The sequence below is a fragment of the Catellatospora methionotrophica genome (genome assembly GCF_011297335.1).
GTDB lineage: Bacteria > Actinomycetota > Actinomycetes > Mycobacteriales > Micromonosporaceae > Catellatospora > Catellatospora methionotrophica.
Window position 1 is genome coordinate 497,423 of sequence record NZ_JAAOTJ010000001.1, and the last position, 25,071, is coordinate 522,493.

Genomic DNA, 25,071 nt, shown 5'->3' on the forward strand with positions numbered 1-25,071 from the left:
CCGGTGGTACGCGCATCGGCGATGTCACCAGTGTCGGCGACTGCGCGCTCAGCCGAGGTCGGCGCGGGTGATGGCGTTGCGGGCCATCGCCTCGTTGGCCAGGCGGGCGCGGCGTCGCTCGCCCTCGCCGGCGATCCCGAACTTCTCGTACAGGCGCAGCAGGTGCTGCTTGACCGCCGCCTCGGTGACGACCAGCGCGGCGGCGATCTCGCGGCTGGACGCGGGCTCGGTGAACACCGCCCCGGCCAGCAGCGGGCGGCACAGCTGCACGAGCACGTCGCGTTCGCGGCCGGTCAGCTCCGGCGGGGCGGCGCCCGCCTCGGTGACCTGACCGGCGGGCGCTCTACCGGAGCGCAGCACGAACCGGGACGACCCGGCGCGGATCTCGTCGCCGTCGGCCAGCACGTGCTCCTGCCAGATACGGCGGCCGTTGACGAAGGTGCCGTTGCGGGAGCCGAGGTCGCGTACGCACCAGCCGGCCGGGTAGCGCTCGAACACGGCGTGCAGCCGCGACAGGAGGCGGTCGCCGGGCACGGCCAGGTCGTTGGAGTCGGCGCTGCCGAGGGTGACCCGGTCACCGGCGAGCGGCACCGCCGACGCGCCCGCCGCCGTCCACATCTCCAGGTGCGCCGCCGCGCCGCTCACCGGGCGGTCACCTTGAGCGCGAAGCTGCCCTCGAACCCGTCTCCGCCGAGCCGCAGTTCGTAGTCCCCGGCGCGCAGCGTCAGGGGACCGTACTGCAGGCAGCCGAGGTTCTCCCCGGCGACGCGGGCACCGCCGAGGTGGAAGAGCTGCCAGGGCACCAGGTCCCGGCAGACGTAGCCGGTCAGGTAGAGGCGGCGGTCGGTGTCGAGGTGCAGCAGGTAGCTGCGGGTCTTCTCGAAGCCCAGCGAGACTTCGCCCTGCTCCGGAACCCGGACACCGATCGTGATCGGTTGCAGCCCCGAACCGCCCACCGACGGCGTCCGCTGCCCGGCCGGTGTGGACACCCGGCCGGCCGGTGTGGACGGCTGGCCTGCCGACGCGGAGACGGACGGGTCACCACCGGGGGTCTGCCCGCCGGGATCGCCGCCCCACCAGCCCTGCGACGCCGCCACGACGACCACGGCGGCCAGCGCCGCGGCGGCGAGCGCGCCGAGTGCCCGCGTCCGGCGGGACCGTCCGGCGGGTGAACGCTCTACCACCCGGCGGCCGAGCAGCGGCCCGGTGGCCTGGCTGTCACCCGGCCTGGTCGGCGCAGGGCCGTCGCCCGGCCCGGTCCGCGCGGGGCCGTCGCCCGGCCCGGTCCGCGCCGGGTCGTCGTCCAGCCTGGTCGGTGCCGGGTCAGGCAGGGTCGCGGCCGCGGGCGGCGGGGTCCACTGTGCCGACAGGATGCGGGTGCCCGCGTCGATCGGGTCGGCGGCGTCGCCGACGAGGGCGAGCAGCAGCGCCCGCGCGGTCGGGCGGCGATCCGGGTCCTTGTCCAGGGCCTGCGCGACGAGGCCGCGCAGCGGCTGCTCCAGGCCGTCCAGGCGCGGTGGGTCGGTCAGGATGCGGTGCATCAGCTCGTACGGCGCGCCGGTGCCGAACGGCGGCCGCCCGGTCGCGGCGTAGGTGACCACCGCGCCCCAGCTGAACACGTCGGTTGCCGTGGTGGCGGTGCCCCGGAACTGCTCGGGAGCCATGTACGCCGGGGTGCCGACGATGTCACCGGACGCGGTCAGGCGGGCCTGGTCGTCGAGCGCGCGGGCGATGCCGAAGTCGATGACCTTGGGCCCGACCCGCGACAGGATGACGTTGCCGGGTTTGAGGTCGCGGTGCGCGATGCTCGCGGCGTGGATGCCGTTGAGCGCGACCGCGATGCCGATGGCCAGGCTGTCCAGCGTGGACCCGCGCATCGGCCCGTCGGTCTCCAGCGCGGCGGTGAGCGTCGGCCCCTCGATGTACTCGGTGACGAGATAGGCGACGTCGCCGTCGGTCCCCGCGTCGAGGACCTGGGCGGTGCAGAAGCGCGCGACCCGGCGGGCGGCGGCGGCCTCGGCCGCGAACCGGGCCAGAAAGTGCCGGTCGCGGGCGTAGTCGGGCCGGATCACCTTGAAGGCGACGCGCCGCCCGTCGGCGGCCTGGCCGAGGAAGACGACGCCCATGCCGCCTTCGCCCAGCCGCCCGAGCAACCGCACACCGCCCGCCTGTCGCGGGTCGCCAGGATGCAGGACCGGCGCGGGTGCACCGGTCCCCTGTGCTCCGTCACCGCGGCCGGCGTCCACCGTCATCGCGGGCATTCTACGACCGTCAATCGACGGCTATCGCCAGCGCACCCTTGTCGAACCGGTCCCAGCTCAGCACGTACGAGCCGGTGGCCGGGGCGGGCACGAGGAAGCAGGCGAGCCCGCCGGTGGCCGTGGCGTGCGGCGCGGGGTAGATCTGGGCGCGGCTGCAGTTGTCGGCGGTCGCGAGCGACGTGCCGTCCGGCATCCTCAGGTGCAGGTCGCGGTCGAACACCCAGGCGAACCCGGCGTCGGTGTTGTTGGTGGCGGTGAACGTCACCCGCAGATACTCCTGGCCGGTCGGGGCCTGGCCGTGCAGCAGCGGCTCGTCGGCGCGCACCTCGGCCTCGGACACGGTCATGAAGACGCTGCCGGTCTTCTCCCGCAGCACCTTGCCGGTGATCGACACCGGTTTGGGCTCCAGCGGGATCAGCCCGTCCGGGCCGTTGAACGGGACCGTCGCCTGCCGCAGCGTGGGCTTGCCGACCACGAGCACGGCCTCGGTGAGCACGAAGTGCTCGTCCACGGTGACGGCGTACACGCCGGGCTGGCTGCGCTGGGCGGGGACCTCGGTCAGCTTCGACAGGGGGTTGTCCAGCTCGGCGTAGGTGCGGTCGCCGACGGTCAGCGCGATGTCGGACGTGGGACTGCGCGGGTATTCGGGGCTGAGGTTCTGGAAGACGGCCTCGATCGCCACGGCTTTGCCCTCGCCGAAGGACGACGCGACGATCCGCGCGGTGCCGACGGTGACCTTGAATCCGGCGTACCAATAGGATTTGTTGATCTGGATCTCGGTGACCGCCGCCGGTGCGGGGCTGCCTGACGCCGCCGGACCGGTGGGGTCGCCCTCACCGCTGCCGGTTCCGGCGGCACATCCGGTCAGTGCCAGCACGATCGCCGCCGTGACGGCCGGGAAACGCAGTCTGCTCATCGTGCTCATCGCCCTCAGCCTCTCGTCGCGCCGGTTGCGTGCCGGCTGCCGAGACCAATATGTCGCCCGGTCGATGGCCGACGATATGGCCGCGAGGTGACATTTCCGGGATGGACAGACAGGCCCGCCTTACCTTCCGGTAAGGCGGGCGCGGTCAGCGGCCGGTCAGCTGTCCGTGGTGCTCCAGTCGATGCGCGGGGTGTCGATGCGCGACGGGTCGAGCAGCGCGGCGGAGCGGTGGTGCGGCCGCAGGTAGAACTCCTGCGCCCAGGCGATGTACGCCTTCAGCTCCGCGTCGACCTCGCCCAGCAGCTCCAGGTGCACGCCCAGCCACGCGACGAAGGCGAACCGGCCGTGCAGCTCGTGGCGGTGCGGGCCGATCTCGGCGATCGCGGCCTTGGTGCCGATCATCGCCATGATGCCCTTGTCGCGGTAGTGGAACGGGTGCGGCGGCTTGCCGCCGACCTGCGCGATGATGTTGTCGGCCGCCCACCGGCCGGACTGCTGCGCGACGCTGCCGAGCTGAGGCAGGGCGGGCTCGTCGCCCGACGGGATGTTCGCGATGTCGCCCAGGGCGTACACGCGGGGGTGGCCGGGCACGGTCAGGTCGGGCTGGACGTCGATGCGCCCGCCCCGCCCGGTCGGCAGACCGCCGGTCGTGGCGACGTCGGCGGCCTGCTCGCCGCCGCCCCACACCACCAGCCGTGTCTTGATCACCTCGCCGTCGCCCAGGGTGACGGAGTCGGCGTCGACCTGCTTGACCGACGTGCCCAGCCGCACCTGGACGCCACGGCGGTGCAACTGCTTGGCCGCGTACGCACCCGCCTGGTCGGAGAACGCCGACAGCAGCGCGTGGCCACGGTCCACCAGGATGATCTGCGCGTGGCCGCAGGGTGCCTGGGAGTACACGCCCGGCAGCACGTCGTGGATCAGTTCGGACAGCGCGCCCGCCGTCTCGACCCCGGTCGGGCCGCCGCCGACGATGACGAAGTTGAGCGCGCCCTCGTCGACCAGCCGCGGCTCGCGGGCGACATCGGCGAACACGGTGAGGATGCGGCCCCGGACCTGCCGCGCGTCCTCGACGCTGTAGAGCGGGAACGAGTGCTCGCGAGCCCCCGGGGTGTGGAAGAAGTTGGGCTGCGCGCCCGCCGCGACGACCAGGTAGTCCGCGGTCAGGGTCTCGCCGCCGTCCAGGGTGACCGTCATCGTCTGCGGGTCGACGCCGGTCACGTCGGCCTGGCGCACCTCGACGCCGGGCCGGTGGCGGAAGATCCGGGTCAGGTCGAAGCGGATGTCCTGTGAGGTCAGCTCGGCGGTCGCCACCTGGTACAGCAGCGGCTGGAACTGCTGGAATCCGCCGCGGTCGAGCAGCACCACACGGATGCCGTCCGTCCCGGCCAGGCGGCGCGCGCACGCCACCCCGGCGAAGCCGCCGCCCACGATGACGACGCTGGTTTCCGCACTCATGCCCGCCCCCCGACCCGCCCCGGTGGCGACGTCCGCGTTCATGGCTTCCGGCCGCCATCATCACACGGCTCGACCGGCCGAAGGCGCACTTCGATGGGATCGCCCCTGCCGTCAGATATGCCATAAAATGGTGTCATGGTGCTGAAAGCCGCAAGGCTGCCAGGATACGGCGACGACGGGGTGGCCGCATGACAGCGATCGACGCCCGCGTCACCGCCGAGCAGAACACCACGGTGCCCTCACCGTTCCCGCCGATCGCGCAGTACGCGTTCCTGTCCGACTGCCACACCGGGGCGCTGGTCGCCCCCGACGGGTCGGTCGACTGGCTGTGCGTGCCCGCCTTCGACTCCCCCAGCGTTTTCGGCAGCCTGCTGGACCGCGAGGCGGGCATGTTCCGGTTCGGCCCGTACGCCATCGCGCACCCGACGGCACGGGTGTACCGGCCGGGCACCAACGTGCTGGAGACGACCTGGCGGACCACGTCGGGCTGGCTGCTGGTCACCGACGCGCTGATCATCGGCCCGCGCGAGGGCGCGGACACGGTCACCCCGCACACCCGGCCACCGGCCGACGACGACGCCGCCCACCTGCTCGTACGCACCGCCGTCTGCCTCAAGGGCCAGGTGGAGCTGGAAATGGTCTGCGAACCCGTCTTCGACTACGGGCGTACGCCCGCCGCGTGGGCGCTGGCTGCCGACGACCCGTCGATCGCCGCGACCGTCAACGGCTCGCCCGACCTGCGGCTGCGCTCGGACCTGCCGCTGGGCATCGAGGGGACGCGGGTCCGGGGCAGGCACGTGCTGCACGCGGGCGAACGGGCGTACTGCACGCTGTCCTGGGCGGACCCGTCCAGGGTCCCGCCGGACAGCAGCCGGGCGCACGCCATGATCGAGGCCACCACCGAGTACTGGCGCACCTGGCTGGCCGGGGCGCGTATCCCCGACCACCGCTGGCGCGACCCGCTGCAGCGTTCGGCGCTGGTCATCAAGGGCCTGACCTACATGCCCACCGGGGCCACGGTCGCCGCGCTGACCACGTCGCTGCCCGAGACGCCCGGCGGGGAGCGCAACTGGGACTACCGCTACACGTGGATGCGCGACACCACGTTCACCCTCAAGGCGCTGCACTGGCTCAACCTCGAATGGGAGGCCGAGGAGTTCATGCAGTTCGTCGCCGACGTCGAGGCGACCGAGGACGGCTCACTGCAGATCATGTACGGCATCGACGGTCGCCGTGACCTGACCGAGTCGACCCGCGACGACCTGTCCGGCTACGACGGCGCGCAGCCGGTGCGCATCGGCAACGGGGCCTTCGACCAGCGGCAGAACGACGTGTACGGCTCGGTGCTCGCCTCGATCCTGCTGCACACCCGGCACAGCAGGCGGCTGCCCCGGCGGCTGTGGCCGATCGTGGTCTCCCAGGCCGAGTGCGCGACCGCCGTCTGGCAGGAGCCCGACCAGGGCATCTGGGAGGCGCGCGGCGAGCCGCAGCACTACGTGTCGAGCAAGCTCATGTGCTGGGTGGCCCTGGACCGGGCCGCGACCCTGGCCGGCATCCGGGGCGACAGCACCCGCGCGGCGGCCTGGCGCGACACCGCCGAGCAGATCCGCGCCGACATCCTCGCCCACGGCGTCAGCGAGCGCGGCGTGCTGCGCCAGCACTACGCGACCGACGCCCTGGACGCCTCGACGCTGCTGGCGGTGCTGTTCGGCTTCCTGCCGCCGCACGACGAGCGGCTGCACAACACCGTAGAGGCGATCGCGACCGAGCTGACCGAGCACGGGTACGTGCTGCGCTACCGCACCGACGAGACCGACGACGGCATGAGCGGCAAGGAGGGCACGTTCCTGATCTGCTCGTTCTGGCTGGTGTCGGCGCTGGCCGCGACCGGGCGGCTGGACCGCGCCCGCGACATGATGGAACGGCTGCTCACCATCGCCTCGCCGCTGGGCCTGTACGCGGAGGAGTTCGACGCCGAGGCCGGACGGCACCTCGGCAACTTCCCGCAGGCGTTCTCGCACCTGGCGCTGATCGAGGCGGCCGGGCGCATCATCCTGTCCGAACTGCTCAAGGAGCTGTGACCGGCGCGGCCCGGGGCGATCCGCGCCCGTCGGCGAGCCAGCGCAGTGTCTGCGCCTCGGGCAGCGGCGTCGAGAACAGATAGCCCTGGCCGTACCGGCACCCGGTCGCGGCCGACGCCTGGCGCTGGTGCTCGGTCTCGATGCCCTCGGCCACGATGTCGAGGTTCAGTGCCCGGGTCAGCGTGACGATGCCCTCCACCAGGTCCCGCTGCCGCCGGGACGTGCCCAGCCCCCGGACGAACACCCGGTCCAGCTTGACGATGTCGAGCGGGATCTGCCGCAGGTAGCCCAGCGCGGAGTAGCCGGTGCCGAAGTCGTCGATGGCGACCCGCGCACCCCTGGCCCGCAGCAGTTCCAGCGCGTGCCACACCTTGTCGTCGTCGCGCAGCAGCTGGCTCTCGGTGATCTCCAGGACGATCCGCTGCGCGGGCAGCCCGGTCTCGGCGAGCAGCCGCGTCACCGTGTCGACGAAGTCGTCCGACCGGAACTGCTGCGCCGAGACGTTGACGCTGACGTACGGGGCACGGGCCCGCGCCCCGGCAGACCACCGGCAGGCCGCGCGCATCGCGCTCGCCAGCACCCATTCGCCGATCGGGACGATCAGCCCGGACTCTTCGGCGAGGTCGATGAACTCCCCCGGCAGGAGCCGCCCGTGGGCCGGATGCTGCCAGCGCAGCAGGGCTTCGAACCCCACGGTGCGCCCGGTGCCCAGGGCGACGATCGGCTGGTATTCGAGGAACAGGGTGTCCTCGCCGACCGCCCGGCCCAGGGCCGCGCGCAGCTCCGACTGCCGCGTCCGGTCGGTCATCGACGGCTCGTACCGCCGCCACTGCCCGGCCCCGGCCGACTTCGCGGCCCGCAGCGCCAGGTTGGCGTTGCGCAGCAGCTCGTGCGCACTGCGGGCGTTCCTGGTGGTGGCGACCCCGATGCTCGCCTCGCAGACGACGACCGCGCCGCCGCTGGTGCGCATCGGCACGGCCAGCGCCCGGCACAACTGGATCGCGGTGTGCTCGACGTCGGCGGCGGTGTCGGCGTCGGTGATCAGCGCGGCGAACTCGTCCCCGCTGTACCGGGCGGCGAGGCCTTGGTCGCCGATGATGTCGCGCAGCCGCACGCTCAGCTGGTGCAGCACCTCGTCGCCGACGGCGTGGCCGAAGCTGTCGTTGACGGACCCGAAGTCGTCGAGGTCGATCAGGACGACGGCGACCGGGCCGGTGCCCGCGGCGACGGCGTGTTCGGTGCGTTCGGCGAACAGAACCCGGTTGGGCAGCCCCGTCAGGGCGTCGTGGAACATGCGGTCGGTCAGGTCGTGCTCGAGCCGCCGCTGGGCGGTGACGTCGTGCAGGGTGAGCGCCACGTCGCGGGCCGCGTCGCCGGGCCGCAGCTCGCGGCAGGTGACCTCGACCACCGGTGTCCGGCCGTCCAGCGCCTGGATGGTCCAGTCGGCGCGGCTCTCGCCCGAGCCCGCCTGCACGTGCCGCAGCAGGAACGCGGCCGCCGGCCGCTGGCTGGCGGCGACGAAGTCGAGCAGCCTGACGTGGCGCAGGGCGGAGGTGCCGAAGACGTGGCGCGCCGACGGGCTCGCGTACCGGATGCAGCTGTCGGCGTCGACGATCAGCACCACGTCGCGGGTCTGCTCCATCAGGGTTTCGATCTCGCGGAAGCGGCGGTGCCGGTCCACCTCGGCGGTCAGCCTGATCCGGTCCATCGCCAGTGCGGCCTGCACCGACAGTGCTTCGAGATCCGGTCGCAGGTGTACGTCGCCCGCGGTGACCGGGTCGACCAGCAGGATCCCGGCGCGGCCCACCGCGGTGTCCACCTCGATCGGCAGGAGCTTTCCGCCCGGGTCTCGGCCGCTCAGGTCGCCGTCCGCCGGGTCGGGATCCTCGATCAGCTTGAGGCACAGCTCATGGGCCCACCCGGGCGGCATGAGCCGGGTGACGGCGCGGTCCAGTGCCGCCACCACCTCCCCGGCGGACGAGGCCACGACGAGGTCGACCGCCGCGTCACGCAGCACCCGACAGGCGTCCGCTCGGCCGGGCGGCGACGGGGGCTGCTGTCGCATGTGGGCGGTCATCCCCGCCGCCGCACGCTGTCCGGCCGCCTCAGCCGGCCATCGCGCCGTCCGCCAGGCCGCTGCCGAGGCCCGGACGGTCGACGGAGATGCCGGTCAGCGCCTGTCCTGCCGCCGTGGCGAGCCGTTCCAGGACGTCGACCTCAGCGGCGGTCGCCTGGTGCGGCTCGGCCCAGTAGGCGCCGATCGCGCCGACCGGTGACCCCTGCACCCGGATCGGCACCATCAGCAGGCTGCGGACGAACGTGGGACGGTAGGCCGCCTGCGGGATGCGCTCGTCGGTGCGGATGTCCGGGATGGCCACGGTCTGGTCGTGGAGCATCGCCCACCCGCTCACGCACGTCGTAGCGGGGAAGCGCTGGCCCGCCCAGAGCGGGCTCATCGCGTCCTCGTAGAGGTAGTGGCACTGGCCGTCCTCCAGCTGCACGATGGTCACCCCCTGCGCCTGGACCGCGGCGCGGGCACTGCAGCGCAGGGCGCTCTGGACGTCATCGGCCGTTTTCGACTGGTACAGCATCTCGATCGCCCATTCGATGGGACTGACCGCATTGACATGCATTATCCGCCCCTCCTACTCTCGACTCGCCGAACATAAATATATCGCCCCAAACCCCCCGCGCACCCGGCATCCAGCGCGGCTCAGGCTGCGGTGACGGCGGAAACGGTTTGCGCGGCGGGGGCGGGCGTGTGAGCGTTGCCGGGTGGCCCAACCGATCTTGCGCACTGAGCGACTGCTGCTGGTTCCGCTCGCCGACCGGCACCTCGAGCTGGAGGTGCAGCTCGACTCCGATCCGGAGGTGCTGCGCTACCTCTTCGGCCGGGCACGCCCCCGCGATGAGGTGGTCGCGGCCCATGCCGACCGGATGGCCCACGCGGGCAAGGTGGACGGCCTGGGTTTCTGGACAGCGTTCGGGCCCGTCGGCGGCGCACCCGGCGCGACGCCACCAGCGAGTGAGGAAGACGGCGAGTTCATCGGGCTGATGATGCTGCCCCCGGCGCACGGCCCCGACCAGCCCGCCGATCCGACCGTCAGCGACCTGGGTTACCGCATCCTCCGTCGGCACTGGCGGAAGGGCTTCGCCAGCGAGGCGTCCCGCGCCCTGCTGCGGCACGCCTTCGACGGCGTCGGGCAGAGCCGGGTGATCGCGCAGACCATGGCCGTGAACGCCGGGTCGCGCGGCGTGATGGAGGCCATCGGCATGCGATACGTGCGCACGTACTTCCCCACCTGGGACGACCCGCTGCCGGGAGCGGACCTGGGCGAGGTCGAGTACGAGCTGACCCGCGAGATGTGGCAGGCGGGACAGTTCCCCCACTGAGCCCGGCCGACTGTCCAGGTATCGACGCCTTTCTTGACGGCATCGCGTGCGGGCCGGAGACTGTGGCCGCCGGAGAGCGCTCTCCCACGCCGGCGCTTCCCTTCTCTCCAGGAGTCCACCCATGAAACGTCGACGGCTCACGCTGCGCCTCTGCGCCGCCACGATCGCCGCCACCGTGCTCGCCGCCACCGGCGGCGTGCCCGCTTCCGCGCTCACGCTCGGCAACACCGGCAGCGGCAGGCCCGCGCTGGCGCTGGCCGGGGCCCGGATGTACATCGCCTGGGCCGGATCGTCCGGCACCGCTGCCGCCAAGCAACTGGTCGTCGGCTACTCCACCAGCGCGGGGCTGCGCATCACCAAGGTGCCCGGCGAGGAGCGGGTGCCGCAGGGCGAGGGCGCGGCGCTCGACTCCGACGGCACCGGCGTCTACGTCGCGTGGCCCGCGGGCGACAACGGCAACACGCTGACCGCCGCGTACACCACCGGCGCGGCGCTGACCTGCCGGACCGCGTTCACCGGGGTCGCGTCCGCGCACGCGCCCGCGCTGGCCACCGACCCCGCGGGCGTACGCCATGTGGCCTGGATCGACCCGGCCGGGCACCTCAACGTCGGCCGCCTCAACAGCGCGGCCTGCGCCACCGGCGGCACGATGACGCTGACCCACCGCGTCGTGCTGCCCGAGACCAGCGTCGCCGGTCCCGCGCTCGTCTACGACGACAGCGGCAGCAGCAACCTGGGCATCGTGCTGGCCTGGGCGTCCGGCGACGCCGCGCACAGCATCCAGGTCGGCTCGTTCACCGGGTCGGCGACGCTGAGCCACCGGTCACAGGTCACCGCGTCGGCGGGCAGCACCCACGCGCCCGGCCTGTCGTCGGCGACCGCCGACCTGTACGTGACCTTCCGCGGCGACAACGGCTCGGTCTTCTACGGCTACTCCGAGGGCTGCATCCCGACCTGCTTCCACGCCAGCGACATGGGCGAGCAGGCCGCGGCCGGTGTGGGGCAGCCCGCCGACGGCGACTACCACTACTACACCTACTTCGACCCCACCGGACACCTGGTCATCGCGCACCTGTGACCGGTCCGGCGCCAAGCGGCGCGGGACACCGCTGGGGCGGCCCCGTGAAGGCATGCCGCCCCAGCGGCGCTCTCGGGCAGTATGGACACCATGCCCGTACAGCTCAATCACACCATCGTCATGGCCACCGACCGCGACCGCACCGCCGACTTCCTGGTCGACCTGCTCGGCCTCGCCCCCGCCGCGAGCTACGGCCCGTTCCGGGTAGTCGCCCTGGCCAACGGCGTGTCGCTCGACGTCGTACGGGCCGACGGTCCGATCCGCACCCAGCACTACGCGTTCCTGGTCACCGAGGACGAGTTCGACCAGATCTGGACGCGCATCCGCGAGCGCAGGCTGACCTACTGGGCCGATCCGTTCCACGGCAGACCGAACGAGATCAACACCAACGACGGCGGCCGTGGGCTGTACTGGGAGGACCTGGACGGGCACAACCTCGAAATCATCACCCGGCCCTACGGCGGCTGACGACGGCATATCGAAGGTGTTGACAGTCCTGAGATCAGCCATGTTTAGTAAGGAAAGTTACCTTACAGTTCATGGCTTGGCCGCTCCCGAGCCGTCTCAGGGAGGACGCCGATGCTCCACACCCGACGGCGGATGCCGCTCACCCTCGCCCTGATCGCCCTGCTCGGAACCGCGCTCGCCGTGGTCCCCGCCGGAACCGAGCGCCGCGCCGAGGCCGCACCCGCCACCTTCGCCCACCCCGGCGTGCTGGTCAGCCGCGCGCAGCTCGACTTCGTCCGGGGCAAGGTCAACAGCAACGCCCAGCCCTGGCGGCAGGCGTACGACCAGATGATGGGCAGCCGCTACGCCTCGCTGACCCGTGCCCCGAAGCCGCGTGCCGTGGTCGAATGCGGCTCGTACTCCAATCCCAACCTCGGCTGCACCGACGAGCGCGAGGACGCCATCGCGGCGTACACGATGGCGCTGGCCTGGTACATCACCCGTGACAACCGGTACGCGGACAAGGCGATCCAGATCATGGACGCCTGGTCGGCGGTGATCGTGGACCACACCAACAGCAACGCGCCACTGCAGACGGCGTGGGCCGGGTCGACCTGGCCGCGCGCCGCCGAGATCATCCGTTACACGTACACGGGCTGGCCCAACGTGAACCGGTTCGCCACCATGCTGCGCAACGTGTACCTGCCCGAGGTGATCAACGGCAACACCACCAGCAACGGCAACTGGGACCTGAGCATGAACGAGGCGACGCTGGGCATCGCGGTGTTCCTGGAGGACCGCAGCGCCTACGACCGGGCGGTGACCAGGTTCCGCAACCGTATGCGCGCCTACTTCTACCTCGCCACCGACGGCTCGGTGCCGTACGGGCCCGGCGGCGGCATCGACACCCCGAGCGAGATCATCAACTACTGGCAGGGCCAGAGCACCTTCGTCGACGGGCTGTCGCAGGAGACCTGCCGCGACTTCACGCACACCGGCTACGGCATCTCCTCGGCCACCCACATCGCCGAGACCAGCCGCATCCAGGGCCAGGACCTCTACCCGGAGTTCACCGACCGGCTGCGCCACGCGCTGGGCCTGCACAGCAAGTACCAGCTCGGCACGGCCCCGCCGTCGTGGCTGTGCGGCGGCAGCCTGCACCTGGGACTCGGCCCGATCACCGAGGTCGGCTTCAACGCGCTCAACTTCCGGCTGGGCATCGGCATGACCAACACCCAGACGCTCACCCTCAACCAGCGTCCCGCCGGCACCAACAACCTGTTCGTCGCCTGGGAGACCCTCACCCACGCCGCCAACCCGAACTGAGCGTCCGGCAGCGCCACAGCGGTGACGTCCGCTGTGGCGCTGTCGCGTCGCCGACGCCACGACCACGAAAAGCGCCGCAGCGGCGAAGGTGTAGCTGTCGATCGTCCCCTTCGGAGGCAGCCGTGTCCGCTCGTCCCCGCACCACCCGGTTCCGGCGTCTGCTGCTGGCCGTGACCGTGGCGCTCACGTCAGCGCCGTTCCTCGTGGCGGCCCCGGCGCAGGCGCTGCCCAGCGGCGCGGGCTGGGGCGCGTCCTGGGACTACTACACCGGCACGTCGTACCAGTACAGCGCGACGCTTCCCGGGGTGAAGCTGACCGGCTACGGCACCGACAGCGGCGGCGACCGCACCACGCTGGGCACCATCCAGGACACCGCCGACGACGGCATGTGCGCCCGCGCGCTGATCTACGCCGACGGCGTGGGCTACCTCGCCGACGTCAAGGCCTGCGGCAACGGCGTCACCAAGACGTACGCCTACCAGCAGCACTTCGACGGCAAGCTGCTCGTCGTCATCCAGCACTCATACCCGCAGTCGACCTCGTACGAGGAGTCGCTGCACCTGTGGATCCCCAGCTCCAAGAACGACCCCACGCTGCGCTCGGTCGGCACCGGGATGCGCTGGAAGTACCTGACCGGCTCCACCTACGAGTACGCGATCAAGCGGCCCGGCGTCGAACTGGACGGCGACGGCCAGCACCTGCCCGGCGACCTGCGCTCGGCGCTGTCGTCGCTGGACCCGACCGGCGCGATGACCTGCGCCAAGGTCCACGTCAGCACCTGGAACAACTGGCTCGACGGCGACGCCTGCCTGAACGAGATCGACACCGTCATGGGGTGGTCGTGGGAGGGCTGGATCGACATCGAGGTGTGCAGCCGCCCGATGCTGGGGCAGGTCGGGCAGCCCGTCATCTGGCGCTGCATCGACATGCTCATCCCCGCGCCGTACTGAGCGGTGCCGCCCCGGGGACTCCGGAGCGGCACCGCGCCCGGCTCAGCCGGTCGGGAAGTTGTCGGCGGTGCGGATGCGGTCGCGCACCCATACCCCGGCGGGTTTGAGCCTGCTGGTTCCGGCGTATGGCCCGGTGCCGCAGGTGCCCGTGGTGAAGACGGCTCCGGTGCGGAAGTCGTCGCTGTAGTTCCAGTTCGTCCAGCTGATCTTCTTGGCGGCCATCAGGTCCAGGTACGCCTGGGCCTGGGTGAAGTTGTTCGGGCCGTCGCCGGAGGCCTCCTGGGTGCCGAACTCGGTGACGAACATCGGGATCTGGTCGGCGGCCCGCGACAGCGCGTTGAGGTAGCTGCTGCCGTGCGACGCGGCGTAGAAGTGGAACGTGTACATGATGTTGGTCGCGTTGACCTTGTTGTTGATCACTTCGGTCTCGCTGGACCCGTCAGACAGGCCCAGCGACGACCAGGCCCGGGTCCCGACCAGCACGACCGCGTCGGCGTCGATGGCCCGGATGGTCGGGATGATCTGCTCGGCGTAGCTCTTGATCGCCGGCCAGCCGACGCCGTTGGGCTCGTTGGCGACCTCGTACAGGATGTTGGTCTTGTTCGCGTGGCGCTGCGCGATGGCGGTGAAGAAGGTGCGGGCGCGGGCCAGGTTGTAGTTCGGGTCGCCGGGGGTGAGCATGTGCCAGTCGACGATGACGTACATACCGCGGGCGGTGGCCTGCTCGATGTAGCCGTGCACCCGGTCGGTGAACAGCTGCGGGTTGGTCTCGTAGCCGCCCTCCTGGACGTACATCGACACCCGGAGCACGTCGGCGTTCCAGTCGGTCGCCAGCGCGTTGAGCGAGGAGTCGTTGACGCACTGCGGATACCACTGGATGCCGTGCGTCGACATGCCGCGCAGTTGGATCGGCTGGTTGTAGCGGTTGCACAGCTTCACGCCGCAGACCCGCAGCTGCCCGTTGATCGCGACGGGCGTCGTGCCGGTCGGCGGGCTGGGCGGGGCCGACGGGCTGGGCGGCACCGACGGTCCGGTGCCGTACACGTCGAACTCCCACAGCGAGTAGCCCCACTGGGTGGCCCGCGCCGTGCCGTACACCCGGACGTAGCGGCCGTTCGCGCCGAGCCCGGTGATCGCGTCCGTGCCGCCGTTGCCGGTGGTGGTGCTGTAGACGCTGGTCCAGGCCGAGCCGTCGGCGGAGACCTCGATCCGGTAGCCGGTCGCGTACGCCGCCTCCCAGTTCAGCTCCACCCGCGTGATCGACGACGGCGCGCCCAGGTCGACCCGTACCCACTGCGGGTCGACCCCGGCCGCGCTGGCCCAGCGCGTCGTGGTGCTGCCGTCGACGGCGTTGGCCGCCGGCAGCGTGGCGTCCTCGACCGACGACGCGGTCGCGGGCCTGCCGCGTGACAGCAGCGTCTCGCTCGGAGCGGTGATCACCTCGACGTCGAGGTAGTCCAGGTTGGCGGTGCCCTGGGCGGTGGTGGCGGCGACCCGGATCGTATTGGTCCCGGCGGCCAGCAGGGCGGTGACGGACTTGTCGGTCCAGGTCGTCCACGCGCTGGTGACGTTGAAGGCGCTGGCCGCGGCGACCGTCGTGCCGTTGACGATGATGTCGGCGGGCCGGTTGGCGCCGCTGGCGTTGGCGTACCGGATGGTCAGGGTGGCGTTGCCCGCGCTGGGCAGCGTCACCGACCACTGCACGGCCGAGCCGACCGCGTTGTCGGTGTTGACGAAGCCGGAGCCGGAGAACCCGGCGTGGTTGGACTCGACGACACCCTGTGAGATGGTCGCCGACTCGGCCTCGTAGCGGGTGGGCGCGGCCCAGGCGGGCAGGGTGACGCCGACGGCGAGCGCCGCCAGCGTCACCAGTGACGCCAGCCCGGCCGCCCGCAACGGCCTGTTGAGGATCTTCATGCAGGAACTCCTTGCTGGTCTGGGGTGCGGGCCCGCGAGCGGGTGCGCGCGGGCCCGCGGGCCGGTCAGGAGGCGAAGCGCAGGCGCACGATGACGTTGTTGAGCACGGTCGGCGTGCCGCCGTTCATGTCGTTGTTGGTCGAGGTGAGCCACAGCCCGCCGTCGGGGGTCTTGACCACGGTGCGCAGCCGTCCCCAGGAGCCGTTGAAGAAGGCGCGCGGAGTGTCGGTGGTGTTCCCGGTGATCCGCATGACCCACAGCCGGGTGCCGCGTACGGCGGCCATGTAGATCCAGTCGTTGACGATCTCCAGGCCGCTCGGCGAGGCCGACGCGGTGCTCCAGGTGCGCACCGGGTTGACGAAGGACGGGTTGCTGCAGGTGCCCTCGCAGGTCGGCCAGCCGTAGTTGGAGCCCGGCGTGATGATGTTGAGCTCGTCCCAGGTGTTGTCGCCGAACTCCGACGACCACAGCCGCCCCTGCGAGTCCCAGGCCAGGCCCTGCGGGTTGCGGTGGCCCAGGCTGTAGACGCGGGTGCCGAACGGGTTGCCGGGCGCGGCCGCGCCGGTGGTGGTGACCCGCAGGATCTTGCCGTTGAGCGAGTTGAGGTTCTGCGAGCGGCTGCTGTCCTGCCCGTCGCCGGTGGTGACGTAGATGTAGCCGTCGGGGCCGAACTTGACCCGGCCGCCGTTGTGGAAACGGTTCTTGGCGATGCCGGTGACCAGCGCCTCGCGAGCGCCGATGACGCCGTTCTCGAACTTGAACCGGACCAGGCGGTTGTCGGAGGCGGCGGTGTGGAACGCGTACACCCAGTGGTCGGTGGCGAAGTTCGGCCCGACGGCCAGACCGAGCAGGCCGCCCTCGCCGGCGGTGGTGACCGCCTCGGTGATGGTGCCGACGACGGTCTTCTGCCCGGCCAGGGTCACCTGGACGATCTCGAACCGGTCGCGCTCGGCGACCAGCGCGCTGCCGTCGGGCAGGAACGCGATGCCCCACGGCAGGTCGAGCTGGGTGTTGACGTTGCGGTCGAAGACCGGGTCGCCGCCACCGGCCTGGGTGGACGTCGTCACCGGCAGGACGGTGCTGGCCGGGGACGTGTTGCCGTTGGCGTCGTAGGCCAGCACCGTGTACTGGTACGTGGTCGCGGCGGTCAGGCCGGTGTCGGTGGCGGTCAGGTCCGGCACGTCGGCGATCTGGGTGCCGTTGCGCGACACCCGGTAGCCGCGTACGCCGACGTTGTCGGTGGACGCGTTCCAGGCCAGCGTCACGGTGCTCGCGGTGACGCCGGTGGCGCGCAGGTTTCCCGGCGTGGTGGGCGGCTGCGCGTCGGTGCTGGGCGGGGTGGTGACGGGCAGGTTGTTGCTGCCCTGCGACGGGTTGCCCGCCGCGTCGTAGGCCAGCACGCTGAACACGTACGACGTGTTCGGCTGCAGGGTCAGCGTCGCGGTGAGGATGTTGCCGCCGACCTCGGCGACGACGTTGCCGCCGTTGTAGACGACGTAGCGGGCCACGCCGACGTTGTCGGTCGCGGCGTTCCAGGCGAGGTCGACGCCGGTGGGGCGGACCACGCCGACGACGCGCAGGCTGCTGGGCGCGGTCGGCGGCTGGCTGTCCGACGGCGCGGTGACCCGCAGCCGGTCCAGGTTCGGGCCGCCGTTGACGGTGGTCGAGGCGGCCCGGATCGTGTTGGTGCCGGCGGTCAGACTCGCGGTGATCGTCTTGTCGACCCAGGTCGGCCAGGCGCCCGTGCCGGGGAAGGACAGTCCGGGGGCGGCGGGGCTGCCGTTGACGGTGACGTCCATGGGCCGGTCGATGGTGGTGCCGTTGGCGTAGCGCAGCGTCAGCGGGTAGACGCCCGCCGTGGCGACCGTGACGGTGAACTGCACGTACGACCCGGTCACGTTGTCGTAGTTGACGAAGCCGGTGCCGGTGTAGCCGGCGTGATTGGACTCGACCAGGCCCTGGGAGATCGTGGCGTTCTCGGCCTGGTAGTCGGTGAACGCGGGCGGCGGGCCGGTGGTCAGGTTCCACTGCTGGCTGGTCAGGTTCGCGATGCAGGTCCACAGGTGCAGCTTGGCGGCGTCGGCGGTGGAGCCGTTGACGACGTCGAGGCACTTGCCGGTGGCCGGGTTGACCAGGGTGCGGGCCGTGCTGCTGTACGTCCACTGCTGGTTGGGGTTGGTCGTCGAGCAGTCCCAGATCTGCACCTTGGTGCCGTTGGCGTTGACGCCGCCCGCGACGTCGAGGCACTTGCCGCCCAGCGCGCGGATCGTGCCGTCGGTGCCGACGGTCCAGGTCTGCGGGGCGGTGCCGTTGCAGGTGTAGATCTGCAGCTGGGTGCCGTTGACGGTGGTGCCGGACGGGATGTCGATGCATTTGCCGGACGCGACGCCGGTGATCGGGCCGACGGTGTCGGCCGCGGCCGGTGCGGCGGCGGCGACCTCGACGGTCGCGGCCACGCAGAGCGCGGCGGCGAAGAGCGCGATGCGCCTGATCGGCGGGGAGTTCATCGGTGGGCTCCGTTCCTGGCGGCCGACCGCGCGAGACCGGATTCCCGGGGGCTCAGGCAGGGTCCGCGTCACGATGCCGACCGCGAGTGTTAGTTAAGTTAACTTATAGACTGAGAACGATATTGTCTCCCGCCAATCCAGTCAACCCGAACACCCCGAAATGGCACAAACGCGCCCGCCACCCCCCTCCCGCCCGCCACGGGCGCGCGCCCCCTCCTGCCGCAACTCTTAAAGAGTCGCGGCCTCGGGGACAGCCTGATGCCGCAACTCTTTAAGAGTTGCGGCAGGGGGTGGGGCGGGGGCGGCCGGAGGCCGGGGTGGGGTGGTGGGTCAGGCGCCGTAGGGGGACTCGATCTCCAGGTCGAAGTCGAGGCCCTGCTTCTGGAACCAGGTCAGCGCGTTCTGGGGTACGCCGTTGACGTGCACTTCGAGGTGCAGGTGGGGGCTGCGGGACAGGCCGGTGTTGCCGACCAGGGCGATCATGTCGCCGGCGGCGACCTTCTGGCCGACCGGGACCAGGACCCTGCTGGCGTGCGCGTACACGGTCTGCACGCCGTCGCCGTGGTCGATGATGATCGAGATCCCGAACGCGCCGTTCCAGCCCGACTGCGTCACGGTGCCCGCGTGCACCGCCGCGAACGGCGTGCCCTCCGGCAGACCGGTCAGGTCGATGCCCTGGCGCGGGTCGCCGTGGCGGGTGCGCAGTTCGTAGTCGTGCAGCGGCAGCACCCACGCGACGGCCGTGTCGGCGGTCGCGGCCATGGTGCGCTCTTCGCTGCGGTTGGCGCGCTCGGCGGCGTCGGCGCGCGCGCCGTCACCCTGCGACTGCGCGTAGGCGGCCACCTCACCGGTGAACGGGTCGGTCTTGGCGTCGTCGATGGCCGCGCCCGAACTGAGCACCACCGCTCCGGCGCCGACGGCGGCGGTCGCGAGCACCGCGGCGTACCTGCGGCGGGAGGGCACCGGTGCGCGTCGGCGGCCTCGGTAGCGTTCGCTTTCCTTCAGCAGCTCTGGCCGGTAGGTCACGAACGCTCCATAGCTCTCGGGTGGTCTCCGGACAGCCCGGAGTCGGTTGAACCGTGATGCGACCACCAACGTAACGAGCCCCGTCGGCGCCGACAAACACTTAGCCGTCACTGGTCGATCACGCCGTGTAGCGGAGGTGATCGATGACGCAGGCCCGGACGCTGCCGTCGCCCGCCGCCGACAAACACGCCGAGTGACGAACGTCACCCGCTCGTGGACGAACGGCTGCGGCGGGTCGCCCGGCTCAGGACATCGGCGCGGCGATACTCCAGACCCCCAGCCGGTTGCCGCCGTACACGCAGGCGAGTCGCTGCGCGGCGTAGTGACACTGGCGGACCGGTGGCAGCGTGCCCAGCAGTCTGACCTGCCCGTTCTCGATGCGCGCGAACTGTGTGCCGTCGGGGGTCGGGCGGGCCAGCAGCGCCTGCCGGCTCTCGTCGAACGCGAGCTGGAGCCCCCAGCCGGTCAGGTCCAGCAGCGGGTGGCCGTCGGCCAGGTCGATCAGCTGGCGCGCGGGGGCCCCGAGCGCCGCCGTCGCGTCGGCCGCGACCGTGATCGCACCCTGCGTCGTCGGTATCAGGTGCATGCCGGGCGCGAGCCGGTAGCGCTCGGTCAAGGTGTCGCGATCCAGCACCGCCAGCGGGAGGCGGTTGCCGCCCGCGTCACCGACCTGGCAGACGTACTCGCCGCAGGCGAACCTGAGCGGCGAGCCGGTCGGGGCGACCACCCGCAGCGTCAGCGTGTCGTACCTGATCTCCATGAAGTCGCCGTTGGACAGTTGGGACGACACCACCAGCATCCCGCCGTACACCGTGGCGAACCGCGCTTCGCCGGGCGGGAACGCGACCTTCCCGCGGCGCAGGACCCGGCCGTCGCCGAGGTCTTACACGGTGAACTCGCCGCGCGGGGTGACCGACCAGCCCTCGATCCTCGTCTCGTCGGCGGCCGCGAACGGCTCACCCCGCAGCGTCCACCGGGCGCGGCCGGTACGCAGTTCGCGCACGGTCAGGTCCATCGCGGCGGGCTCGGACGGCAGGTGGTCACCGGGCGACACCGTGCGGATCCGGCTGTCCAGCGCGTACTCGCCGACGACCCCGACGCTGCCGGGTGTGCTCCACCGCACGGCCCCGGTCGCGACGTCGACGACGCTCACCGACGACCTGCCGTCCTCGAAGTCGTCGGTCAGCACCAGCACGCCGGGCACCAGCGCGGGGGATACGACGTCGCGCTGGCGGACCGCGGCCTGCGGCAGCCGCCAGCGCAGCGAGCCGTCGTCCAGCGCGTACGCCGACAGCGCCTCGTCGCCGCGCACCAGGACCAGGTCGCCCACCAACTCGACGGCGTCGAGCCGGACCGCGGCGGAGCCGGTCAGGTCCAGCACGGCGACCTGTTCGAAGATCGGCCGCACGGGGGCCGCAGCGCTGAGCGAGGCGGCCATCAGCAGCGCGCACGCCATGGCCAGAAGCCTGAGATGGCGGGCCGGGCGTCGCGGGTGACCGCCGGGATCCGCGTGGTCCCCGATCTCGCCCAGATCGATGATCTCCGGCTCCACCCGTGCTCTCCCCCGGCGTCATGTGGACAGTCGTTCACGTGAGCGCAGACTAATCCAGCAGGTTCGCCCCGACCGGCGCGGTCTGGGCGATCCGTGCGGCCGCTACCATCTGCCGATGGCGCTCACGCTTGATCACGTCAGCGGGTATGTCGACCGCGACCTCGACGCCGACCTGGCCCGCTGGTTCCCCGGCGCATCACGGGTGGACCTCCCGGCGTCGGTCCGGCCAGTCGAGCCGTTCCTCGCGAAGCTCCCGCCCGCCGCTGCCGCCGCGCTGTCGGCGTTCGACCTCCGGGTCCGCTCCCGGACCATGGCGCAGTTCCTGGACGTCTTCGACTGGTCGTACGGGTTCGACTTCGCCGCCAACGAATGCGAGATCCTCGACGCCGACTACGCAACACCGGTGCCGAGCGACGACGTGTGGTCGATCGGGGCCGACGGATCCGGCAACTACTACGTCGTGCTCACCAACGGCAGGGTGGCGACGTGGTTCCACGAGGAGCAGGTCATCGAGGGGCACACCCAGTTCGACGACCTCGACGTGTTCCTCTGGTCGGCGGTCCGCTACCGCGCCGTACGCGCCGGGGTGCCGGACCGGGCGTCGGTCGAGGACGACTTCCGGTCGCTGGCCCAGCCCGGAGTGCTGGCCCCCGAGGTCGGGATGCTGGCGTACCTGCCGTGACGGCCCGGCAGGTGGACGCCGCCGGGGCGTGCTCGTCTTCGGACGCTTGAGCGTCCCGCAACGAGCACGCCCGGCGAGAACCACTGCCAGGACTGTCCGCCCCTCGTGCGGCGCCTGGTGCCGAGCGGGGCCGACTTCTGGATCAGGGCTTCCAGAGCACCGCACGGTTCGTGCCGTCCGCCGCGCGCGCCCAGCCGACGACCTGGCTGGCGTTGTTGATCCGGGTCGCGCCGGCCTGCCCGCCGGGCACGAGGCTCGGCAGGCTGTGCACCACGCCGGTCTCGGACCAGTACACCGCGCGGCTGATGTTGTTGTTGCCGGTGTTGGCGCTGCCGACCGCGTCGCCGTCGGCGTTGATGCCCGTCGGCCAGACCCGGTCCGCGCCTGCGGGGACCTGCAGCGGCCGCGTGGAGCCGTCGGCCTTCCACACGTACGCCCGCTCGGCCGGCGCGTACTCGGTGACGGTGACGTCGCCCGCCGCGTTGACGCCGCCGGACCAGGCACCGGCCACCCCGGCCAGCGCGACCACACCGTTCACCCACCGGGCGGCCAGGTCACGGCAGTCACCGGCGATCACACCGCTGCCGTTGACCTGCACGGGCACGAACCTGCGCCAGTCCAGATCGGAGCCGCCGGTCACGTCCTCCACGACGGTCGTCACGCCGTTCTCCCAGCGGAAGCCCCGCCGTCCGAAGCCCGGATCGAAGCCGTGGCCGACCACGACACCCGCGTCGTTGACGTCGTCGGCGTAGCTCTCCGCCGGGCCGATCGCGATCATGGGCTGCCCCGGCCGCCACAGGAACGCGCGGCTGGAGACGTTGTCGGCGAGCGTGCTGGTGCCCGTGATCCAGCCGTTGTTGTTGATCCCGGTGACGTTGACCCGCTGCCCGCCAAGGGAGCCGAGGTCGGTCAGGACACCATTCTTCCAGCGGAACCCGCGGGAGACCTGACCCGCGGAGCTGTTGCCGACTACGACACCGTGCTCGTTGAGGTCGGTGGCGACGCTGTCGGTCATCCCGGGCAGCAGGCCCAGCCCGATGATCTGCGGACCGGCCGCGGCGGCCGGGGACGCCGCCAGCGGCGCGGTGGCGGCCGCGACGACGGCGGACACGCCGATGGACAGCACTTGACGACGATCTGCCTTCAACAGGCGCTCGCTTTCTCGATGGCGAACCCGGGCCGCACTGCTCCCAGGCGTGATCACCGCAGTATGCCCCGTGCCGGGTGACCTGCCATCGGCGTGACGATCGGGGGCTGATCCTCCATTGGCGACACTGCGGTCGGCTGTTGAGACAGACTGCTCACCACCGGCTGTCGCGATGGCGACGCACCCGATGACATCGGCCGCCCGGCGGCTATCGGCGCAGCGCGCTACGGGCCGGTCGGCTCGTGCGGCCTCGCGCCGCGTGCCCGGCCGTTGATCCGGACCGGGCCTTTGCCCGGCCGCCCGTCGTCCTGTGCCCGCGCCTGGTACATGGCCTCGTCGGCGCGGGCCATCAGATCCTCGATCGTGCCCGGCGTGTCGTGGTCGAAGACCGTCGCCCCGACGGTGACGGCGAGCCGGTAGTGCTCCCGGGCCGACTCGTTGTGGCGGGCGACCCGTTCGCGCAGGCGCCCGGCCCACTGGTCGGCGTCGCCGAGCGTGCTCGCCTCGGTGAGCATCACGCAGAACTCGTCGCCGCCGATGCGCCCGAGCACGTCGTGGCGGCGGATGCTGGCGCGGAGCAGGTCAGCCGCGCTCAGCAGGGCGCTGTCGCCCGCGCTGTGGCCGTGCCGGTCGTTGATCGCCTTGAGCCCGTCGACGTCGATGAACAGCAGCACCCCGGCGCGGCGGGCCTGGCGGGCCAAGGCCAGCTCGGTGCGGGCGGCGAGCAGGAAACCCCGGCGGTTGTTGACCCCGGTCAGCTCGTCGACGACGGCGAGCTGGCGCAGCTCGTCGGCCATCCGGTGCTCGGCGGTGATGTCGGTGAACGCGGTCAGCACGTACCGGATGCGCTCGCCCTCACGGATCGGCGCGGCCACCACGCGCAGGTGCCGCCGCTGCGCGCCGTGTTCGACCTCGATGTCGTCGACGCTGCTGACGTTTCCGCGCAGCGCCTGCACGAGCGGCAGGCGTTCGGGCGGGAACGGCTCGGCGGTGCCGCTGGTGAACAGGTGCGGGTAGCCGTCGTAGCCAATGACCTGTGCGGGGTCGTAGCCGAGCAGGTGGCCGGCCACCTTGTTGACGTACACGGGCCGGGCTGTCTCGGCGTCGCGTACGTCGACCCCGATGGGTATGGCCTCCAGGAACTGCTGCAGGCGCTGCCGCTCCGCGTGCCCGGCCTTGATGATCTTCGAGATCAGGTCGCCGACGCGCAGCATCAGCAGCACGAACATGAGCGCCGAGGCGCAGGCGAGGATGATCGGTATCGCCCGGTGCCCCTTGCTCACCGTGGCGACGACCATCCCCGGCGCGAGGATGCCGCACAGCCCGAGCGCGATGAGCCTGACCCGGCCCGCGATGCGCGGCTGCTCGCGTTCGGCGGTGACGGCCCGCATCGCCGGATGCAGCGCGGCGACGCCCATGAACAGGAACGACGCCAGGTAGCCGAGGAACGACCAGTCGCCGTCCTGCCCGGCGCTGCGGACCTGGCCCAGGCCGTAGGCGATGTCGGCCAGCAGTAGCGCCGCCGCCCAGGCGGCCAGCGGGGCGAGCGCGCCACGGGCGCCTCCGGCGCCCAGGAACAGCCTGATCGCCAGTACCAGGAAGATCATGTCAAGGAACGGGTAGATCCCGGCGAGCAGCTGACCGTACGGGGTGAGTGAGGTCTCGGCCAGTTGCGGTGCGACGACGAGCACCAGGTTCACGCAACTGAACGCGATGGCGATGATGAGGGCGTCGAGCATCGCCGACCAGTCCCCGCCGACCCGGCGGGCCCGGATGAGCTGCAGTAGCGCGAGCGCGCTGATCAGGTAGGAGAGCAGGAACAGTTCGGCGCTCGGTGACGGGAAGGCCGTGGGCCGGCCCTCGACCGCCGGGGCGAGATACCAGGTGATGTTCGCCGCCAGGTAGACGGCCTGGCCGGTGGCGAGCAGGTACCACGGCTGCCGCCGGGTGGGCCGGTGCAGCCGGATGCCGACCAGGATCGCCAGCACGGAGGCGAGGTTCGCCACCGTGAAGACGATCGCCTGGGCCAGGTCGTGGCCGTTGGCGGTCACGTAGGCCGCCAGCAGGGCCAGCCACAGGATCGCGTACCCCAGCCAGGATCGTTCCCTAACGCCTCTGCACGGTCCTCCAGCGCCGTCGATGGGGGGCGTGCGGGCGCCTGCGTCTGCGGACATGAGCACCGCCTTCGGCCACCGCGGTCTCGTCCGGGTGCTCACCCGGCGATACGGAGACCAAATGTGACTTTACTTCAGGATTCAGATGGTCCTCCGCCTTCGCGTAACGTCTGACGATCCGGCCCCACCGGCACCACGGCCACCGGG

At 71.7% G+C, this 25,071-nt stretch carries 20 protein-coding genes and 1 pseudogene; 7 read left to right on the forward strand and 14 right to left on the reverse strand.

Features of this window, described 5'->3' with window-relative positions; genetic code table 11:
* Positions 1–48 precede the first annotated feature (48 nt).
* The 4 genes from HAV40_RS02265 to HAV40_RS02280 form a co-directional block, all read right to left on the reverse strand.
* Positions 49–645, reverse strand: coding sequence for an FHA domain-containing protein (locus HAV40_RS02265; protein ID WP_203671337.1), 597 nt, complete (start codon positions 643–645; stop codon positions 49–51).
* The gene (locus HAV40_RS02270; protein ID WP_166378461.1) at positions 642–2,252 is read right to left on the reverse strand and encodes a serine/threonine protein kinase; all 1,611 of its coding nucleotides are present in this window, start codon (positions 2,250–2,252) and stop codon (positions 642–644) included. The genes HAV40_RS02265 and HAV40_RS02270 overlap by 4 nt, the downstream gene beginning before the upstream one ends.
* 19 nt (positions 2,253–2,271) lie before the next feature.
* Entirely contained in the window at positions 2,272–3,177 is a 906-nt protein-coding gene (locus HAV40_RS02275) for a hypothetical protein (RefSeq protein ID WP_166378463.1), read from the reverse strand.
* 165 nt (positions 3,178–3,342) lie between these two features.
* A complete protein-coding gene (locus tag HAV40_RS02280) occupies positions 3,343–4,644 on the reverse strand; it encodes an NAD(P)/FAD-dependent oxidoreductase (RefSeq protein ID WP_166378465.1) in 1,302 nt (433 codons plus the stop codon).
* Positions 4,645–4,832: 188 nt separating this feature from the next.
* On the opposite strand from HAV40_RS02280, the gene HAV40_RS02285 reads away from it, so the two are divergent.
* Positions 4,833–6,725 carry a glycoside hydrolase family 15 protein gene (locus HAV40_RS02285; protein WP_166378467.1) on the forward strand — a complete coding sequence of 631 codons (1,893 nt, stop codon included), beginning with the start codon at positions 4,833–4,835 and terminating at the stop codon, positions 6,723–6,725.
* Here the strand turns inward: HAV40_RS02285 and HAV40_RS02290 are convergent.
* Together HAV40_RS02290 and HAV40_RS02295 are read right to left on the reverse strand one after the other, a co-directional pair.
* On the reverse strand, positions 6,712–8,790 hold the full coding sequence (locus HAV40_RS02290) for a putative bifunctional diguanylate cyclase/phosphodiesterase (protein ID WP_166378469.1): 2,079 nt from the start codon (positions 8,788–8,790) through the stop codon (positions 6,712–6,714). The genes HAV40_RS02285 and HAV40_RS02290 overlap by 14 nt on opposite strands.
* A gap of 40 nt (positions 8,791–8,830) precedes the next feature.
* Positions 8,831–9,358 carry a GAF domain-containing protein gene (locus tag HAV40_RS02295; protein WP_166378471.1) on the reverse strand — a complete coding sequence of 176 codons (528 nt, stop codon included), beginning with the start codon at positions 9,356–9,358 and terminating at the stop codon, positions 8,831–8,833.
* A 142-nt stretch (positions 9,359–9,500) separates the two neighbouring features.
* Between HAV40_RS02295 and HAV40_RS02300 the strand changes: the two genes are divergently transcribed.
* From HAV40_RS02300 to HAV40_RS02320, 5 genes are all read left to right on the forward strand, one after another.
* Positions 9,501–10,118: a GNAT family N-acetyltransferase gene (locus HAV40_RS02300; protein ID WP_166378473.1), complete on the forward strand. Its 618-nt coding sequence runs from the start codon at positions 9,501–9,503 to the stop codon at positions 10,116–10,118.
* Positions 10,119–10,239: 121 nt separating this feature from the next.
* Positions 10,240–11,196: a hypothetical protein gene (locus HAV40_RS02305; RefSeq protein WP_166378475.1), complete on the forward strand. Its 957-nt coding sequence runs from the start codon at positions 10,240–10,242 to the stop codon at positions 11,194–11,196.
* 90 nt (positions 11,197–11,286) lie between these two features.
* Complete coding sequence (locus tag HAV40_RS02310; RefSeq protein WP_166378477.1) at positions 11,287–11,664, forward strand: VOC family protein; 378 nt, start codon at positions 11,287–11,289, stop codon at positions 11,662–11,664.
* A 111-nt stretch (positions 11,665–11,775) separates the two neighbouring features.
* On the forward strand, positions 11,776–12,969 hold the full coding sequence (locus HAV40_RS02315; protein WP_166378479.1) for an alginate lyase family protein: 1,194 nt from the start codon (positions 11,776–11,778) through the stop codon (positions 12,967–12,969).
* A 122-nt stretch (positions 12,970–13,091) separates the two neighbouring features.
* A complete protein-coding gene (locus HAV40_RS02320; protein ID WP_166378481.1) occupies positions 13,092–13,919 on the forward strand; it encodes a hypothetical protein in 828 nt (275 codons plus the stop codon).
* A gap of 42 nt (positions 13,920–13,961) precedes the next feature.
* Here HAV40_RS02320 and HAV40_RS02325 read toward each other — a convergent pair whose 3' ends face one another.
* From HAV40_RS02325 to HAV40_RS02345, 6 genes and pseudogenes are all read right to left on the reverse strand, one after another.
* Positions 13,962–15,335, reverse strand: a complete 1,374-nt coding sequence (locus HAV40_RS02325) for a cellulase family glycosylhydrolase (RefSeq protein ID WP_409364971.1) — start codon at positions 15,333–15,335, stop codon at positions 13,962–13,964.
* A gap of 33 nt (positions 15,336–15,368) precedes the next feature.
* Positions 15,369–15,836 (reverse strand): annotated as a pseudogene (locus tag HAV40_RS38245) (CBM35 domain-containing protein); the annotation flags it as partial.
* 65 nt (positions 15,837–15,901) lie between these two features.
* Positions 15,902–18,343 (reverse strand): PQQ-dependent sugar dehydrogenase, encoded by a 2,442-nt coding sequence (locus HAV40_RS02330; protein ID WP_203671339.1) that lies wholly within the window; start codon positions 18,341–18,343, stop codon positions 15,902–15,904.
* Positions 18,344–18,673: 330 nt separating this feature from the next.
* On the reverse strand, positions 18,674–19,369 hold the full coding sequence (locus HAV40_RS02335; protein ID WP_239086298.1) for a M23 family metallopeptidase: 696 nt from the start codon (positions 19,367–19,369) through the stop codon (positions 18,674–18,676).
* Positions 19,370–19,613: 244 nt separating this feature from the next.
* Positions 19,614–20,159, reverse strand: coding sequence for a hypothetical protein (locus HAV40_RS02340; protein ID WP_166378485.1), 546 nt, complete (start codon positions 20,157–20,159; stop codon positions 19,614–19,616).
* Between the two features lie 93 nt (positions 20,160–20,252).
* Positions 20,253–20,921 (reverse strand): PQQ-binding-like beta-propeller repeat protein, encoded by a 669-nt coding sequence (locus HAV40_RS02345; RefSeq protein ID WP_166378487.1) that lies wholly within the window; start codon positions 20,919–20,921, stop codon positions 20,253–20,255.
* 115 nt (positions 20,922–21,036) lie between these two features.
* On the opposite strand from HAV40_RS02345, the gene HAV40_RS02350 reads away from it, so the two are divergent.
* Entirely contained in the window at positions 21,037–21,603 is a 567-nt protein-coding gene (locus tag HAV40_RS02350; protein ID WP_166378489.1) for a hypothetical protein, read from the forward strand.
* Positions 21,604–21,745: 142 nt separating this feature from the next.
* Here HAV40_RS02350 and HAV40_RS02355 read toward each other — a convergent pair whose 3' ends face one another.
* Positions 21,746–22,729 carry a hypothetical protein gene (locus tag HAV40_RS02355; RefSeq protein ID WP_166378491.1) on the reverse strand — a complete coding sequence of 328 codons (984 nt, stop codon included), beginning with the start codon at positions 22,727–22,729 and terminating at the stop codon, positions 21,746–21,748.
* Between the two features lie 245 nt (positions 22,730–22,974).
* Entirely contained in the window at positions 22,975–24,924 is a 1,950-nt protein-coding gene (locus tag HAV40_RS02360) for a sensor domain-containing diguanylate cyclase (RefSeq protein WP_166378493.1), read from the reverse strand.
* Positions 24,925–25,071 lie beyond the last annotated feature (147 nt).

What these genes read in the sequence shown, in the direction of transcription:
- HAV40_RS02360 (WP_166378493.1), bottom strand. Translation starts at nt 24,924, where the DNA reads ATGTCCGCAGACGCAGGCGCCCGCACGCCCCCCATCGACGGCGCTGGA.
- HAV40_RS02315 (WP_166378479.1), top strand. Translation starts at nt 11,776, where the DNA reads ATGCTCCACACCCGACGGCGGATGCCGCTCACCCTCGCCCTGATCGCC.
- HAV40_RS02285 (WP_166378467.1), top strand. Translation starts at nt 4,833, where the DNA reads ATGACAGCGATCGACGCCCGCGTCACCGCCGAGCAGAACACCACGGTG.
- HAV40_RS02310 (WP_166378477.1), top strand. Translation starts at nt 11,287, where the DNA reads ATGCCCGTACAGCTCAATCACACCATCGTCATGGCCACCGACCGCGAC.
- HAV40_RS02305 (WP_166378475.1), top strand. Translation starts at nt 10,240, where the DNA reads ATGAAACGTCGACGGCTCACGCTGCGCCTCTGCGCCGCCACGATCGCC.
- HAV40_RS02290 (WP_166378469.1), bottom strand. Translation starts at nt 8,790, where the DNA reads ATGCGACAGCAGCCCCCGTCGCCGCCCGGCCGAGCGGACGCCTGTCGG.
- HAV40_RS02330 (WP_203671339.1), bottom strand. Translation starts at nt 18,343, where the DNA reads ATGAACTCCCCGCCGATCAGGCGCATCGCGCTCTTCGCCGCCGCGCTC.
- HAV40_RS02270 (WP_166378461.1), bottom strand. Translation starts at nt 2,252, where the DNA reads ATGACGGTGGACGCCGGCCGCGGTGACGGAGCACAGGGGACCGGTGCA.
- HAV40_RS02295 (WP_166378471.1), bottom strand. Translation starts at nt 9,358, where the DNA reads ATGCATGTCAATGCGGTCAGTCCCATCGAATGGGCGATCGAGATGCTG.
- HAV40_RS02280 (WP_166378465.1), bottom strand. Translation starts at nt 4,644, where the DNA reads ATGAGTGCGGAAACCAGCGTCGTCATCGTGGGCGGCGGCTTCGCCGGG.
- HAV40_RS02275 (WP_166378463.1), bottom strand. Translation starts at nt 3,177, where the DNA reads ATGAGCAGACTGCGTTTCCCGGCCGTCACGGCGGCGATCGTGCTGGCA.
- HAV40_RS02350 (WP_166378489.1), top strand. Translation starts at nt 21,037, where the DNA reads ATGGCGCTCACGCTTGATCACGTCAGCGGGTATGTCGACCGCGACCTC.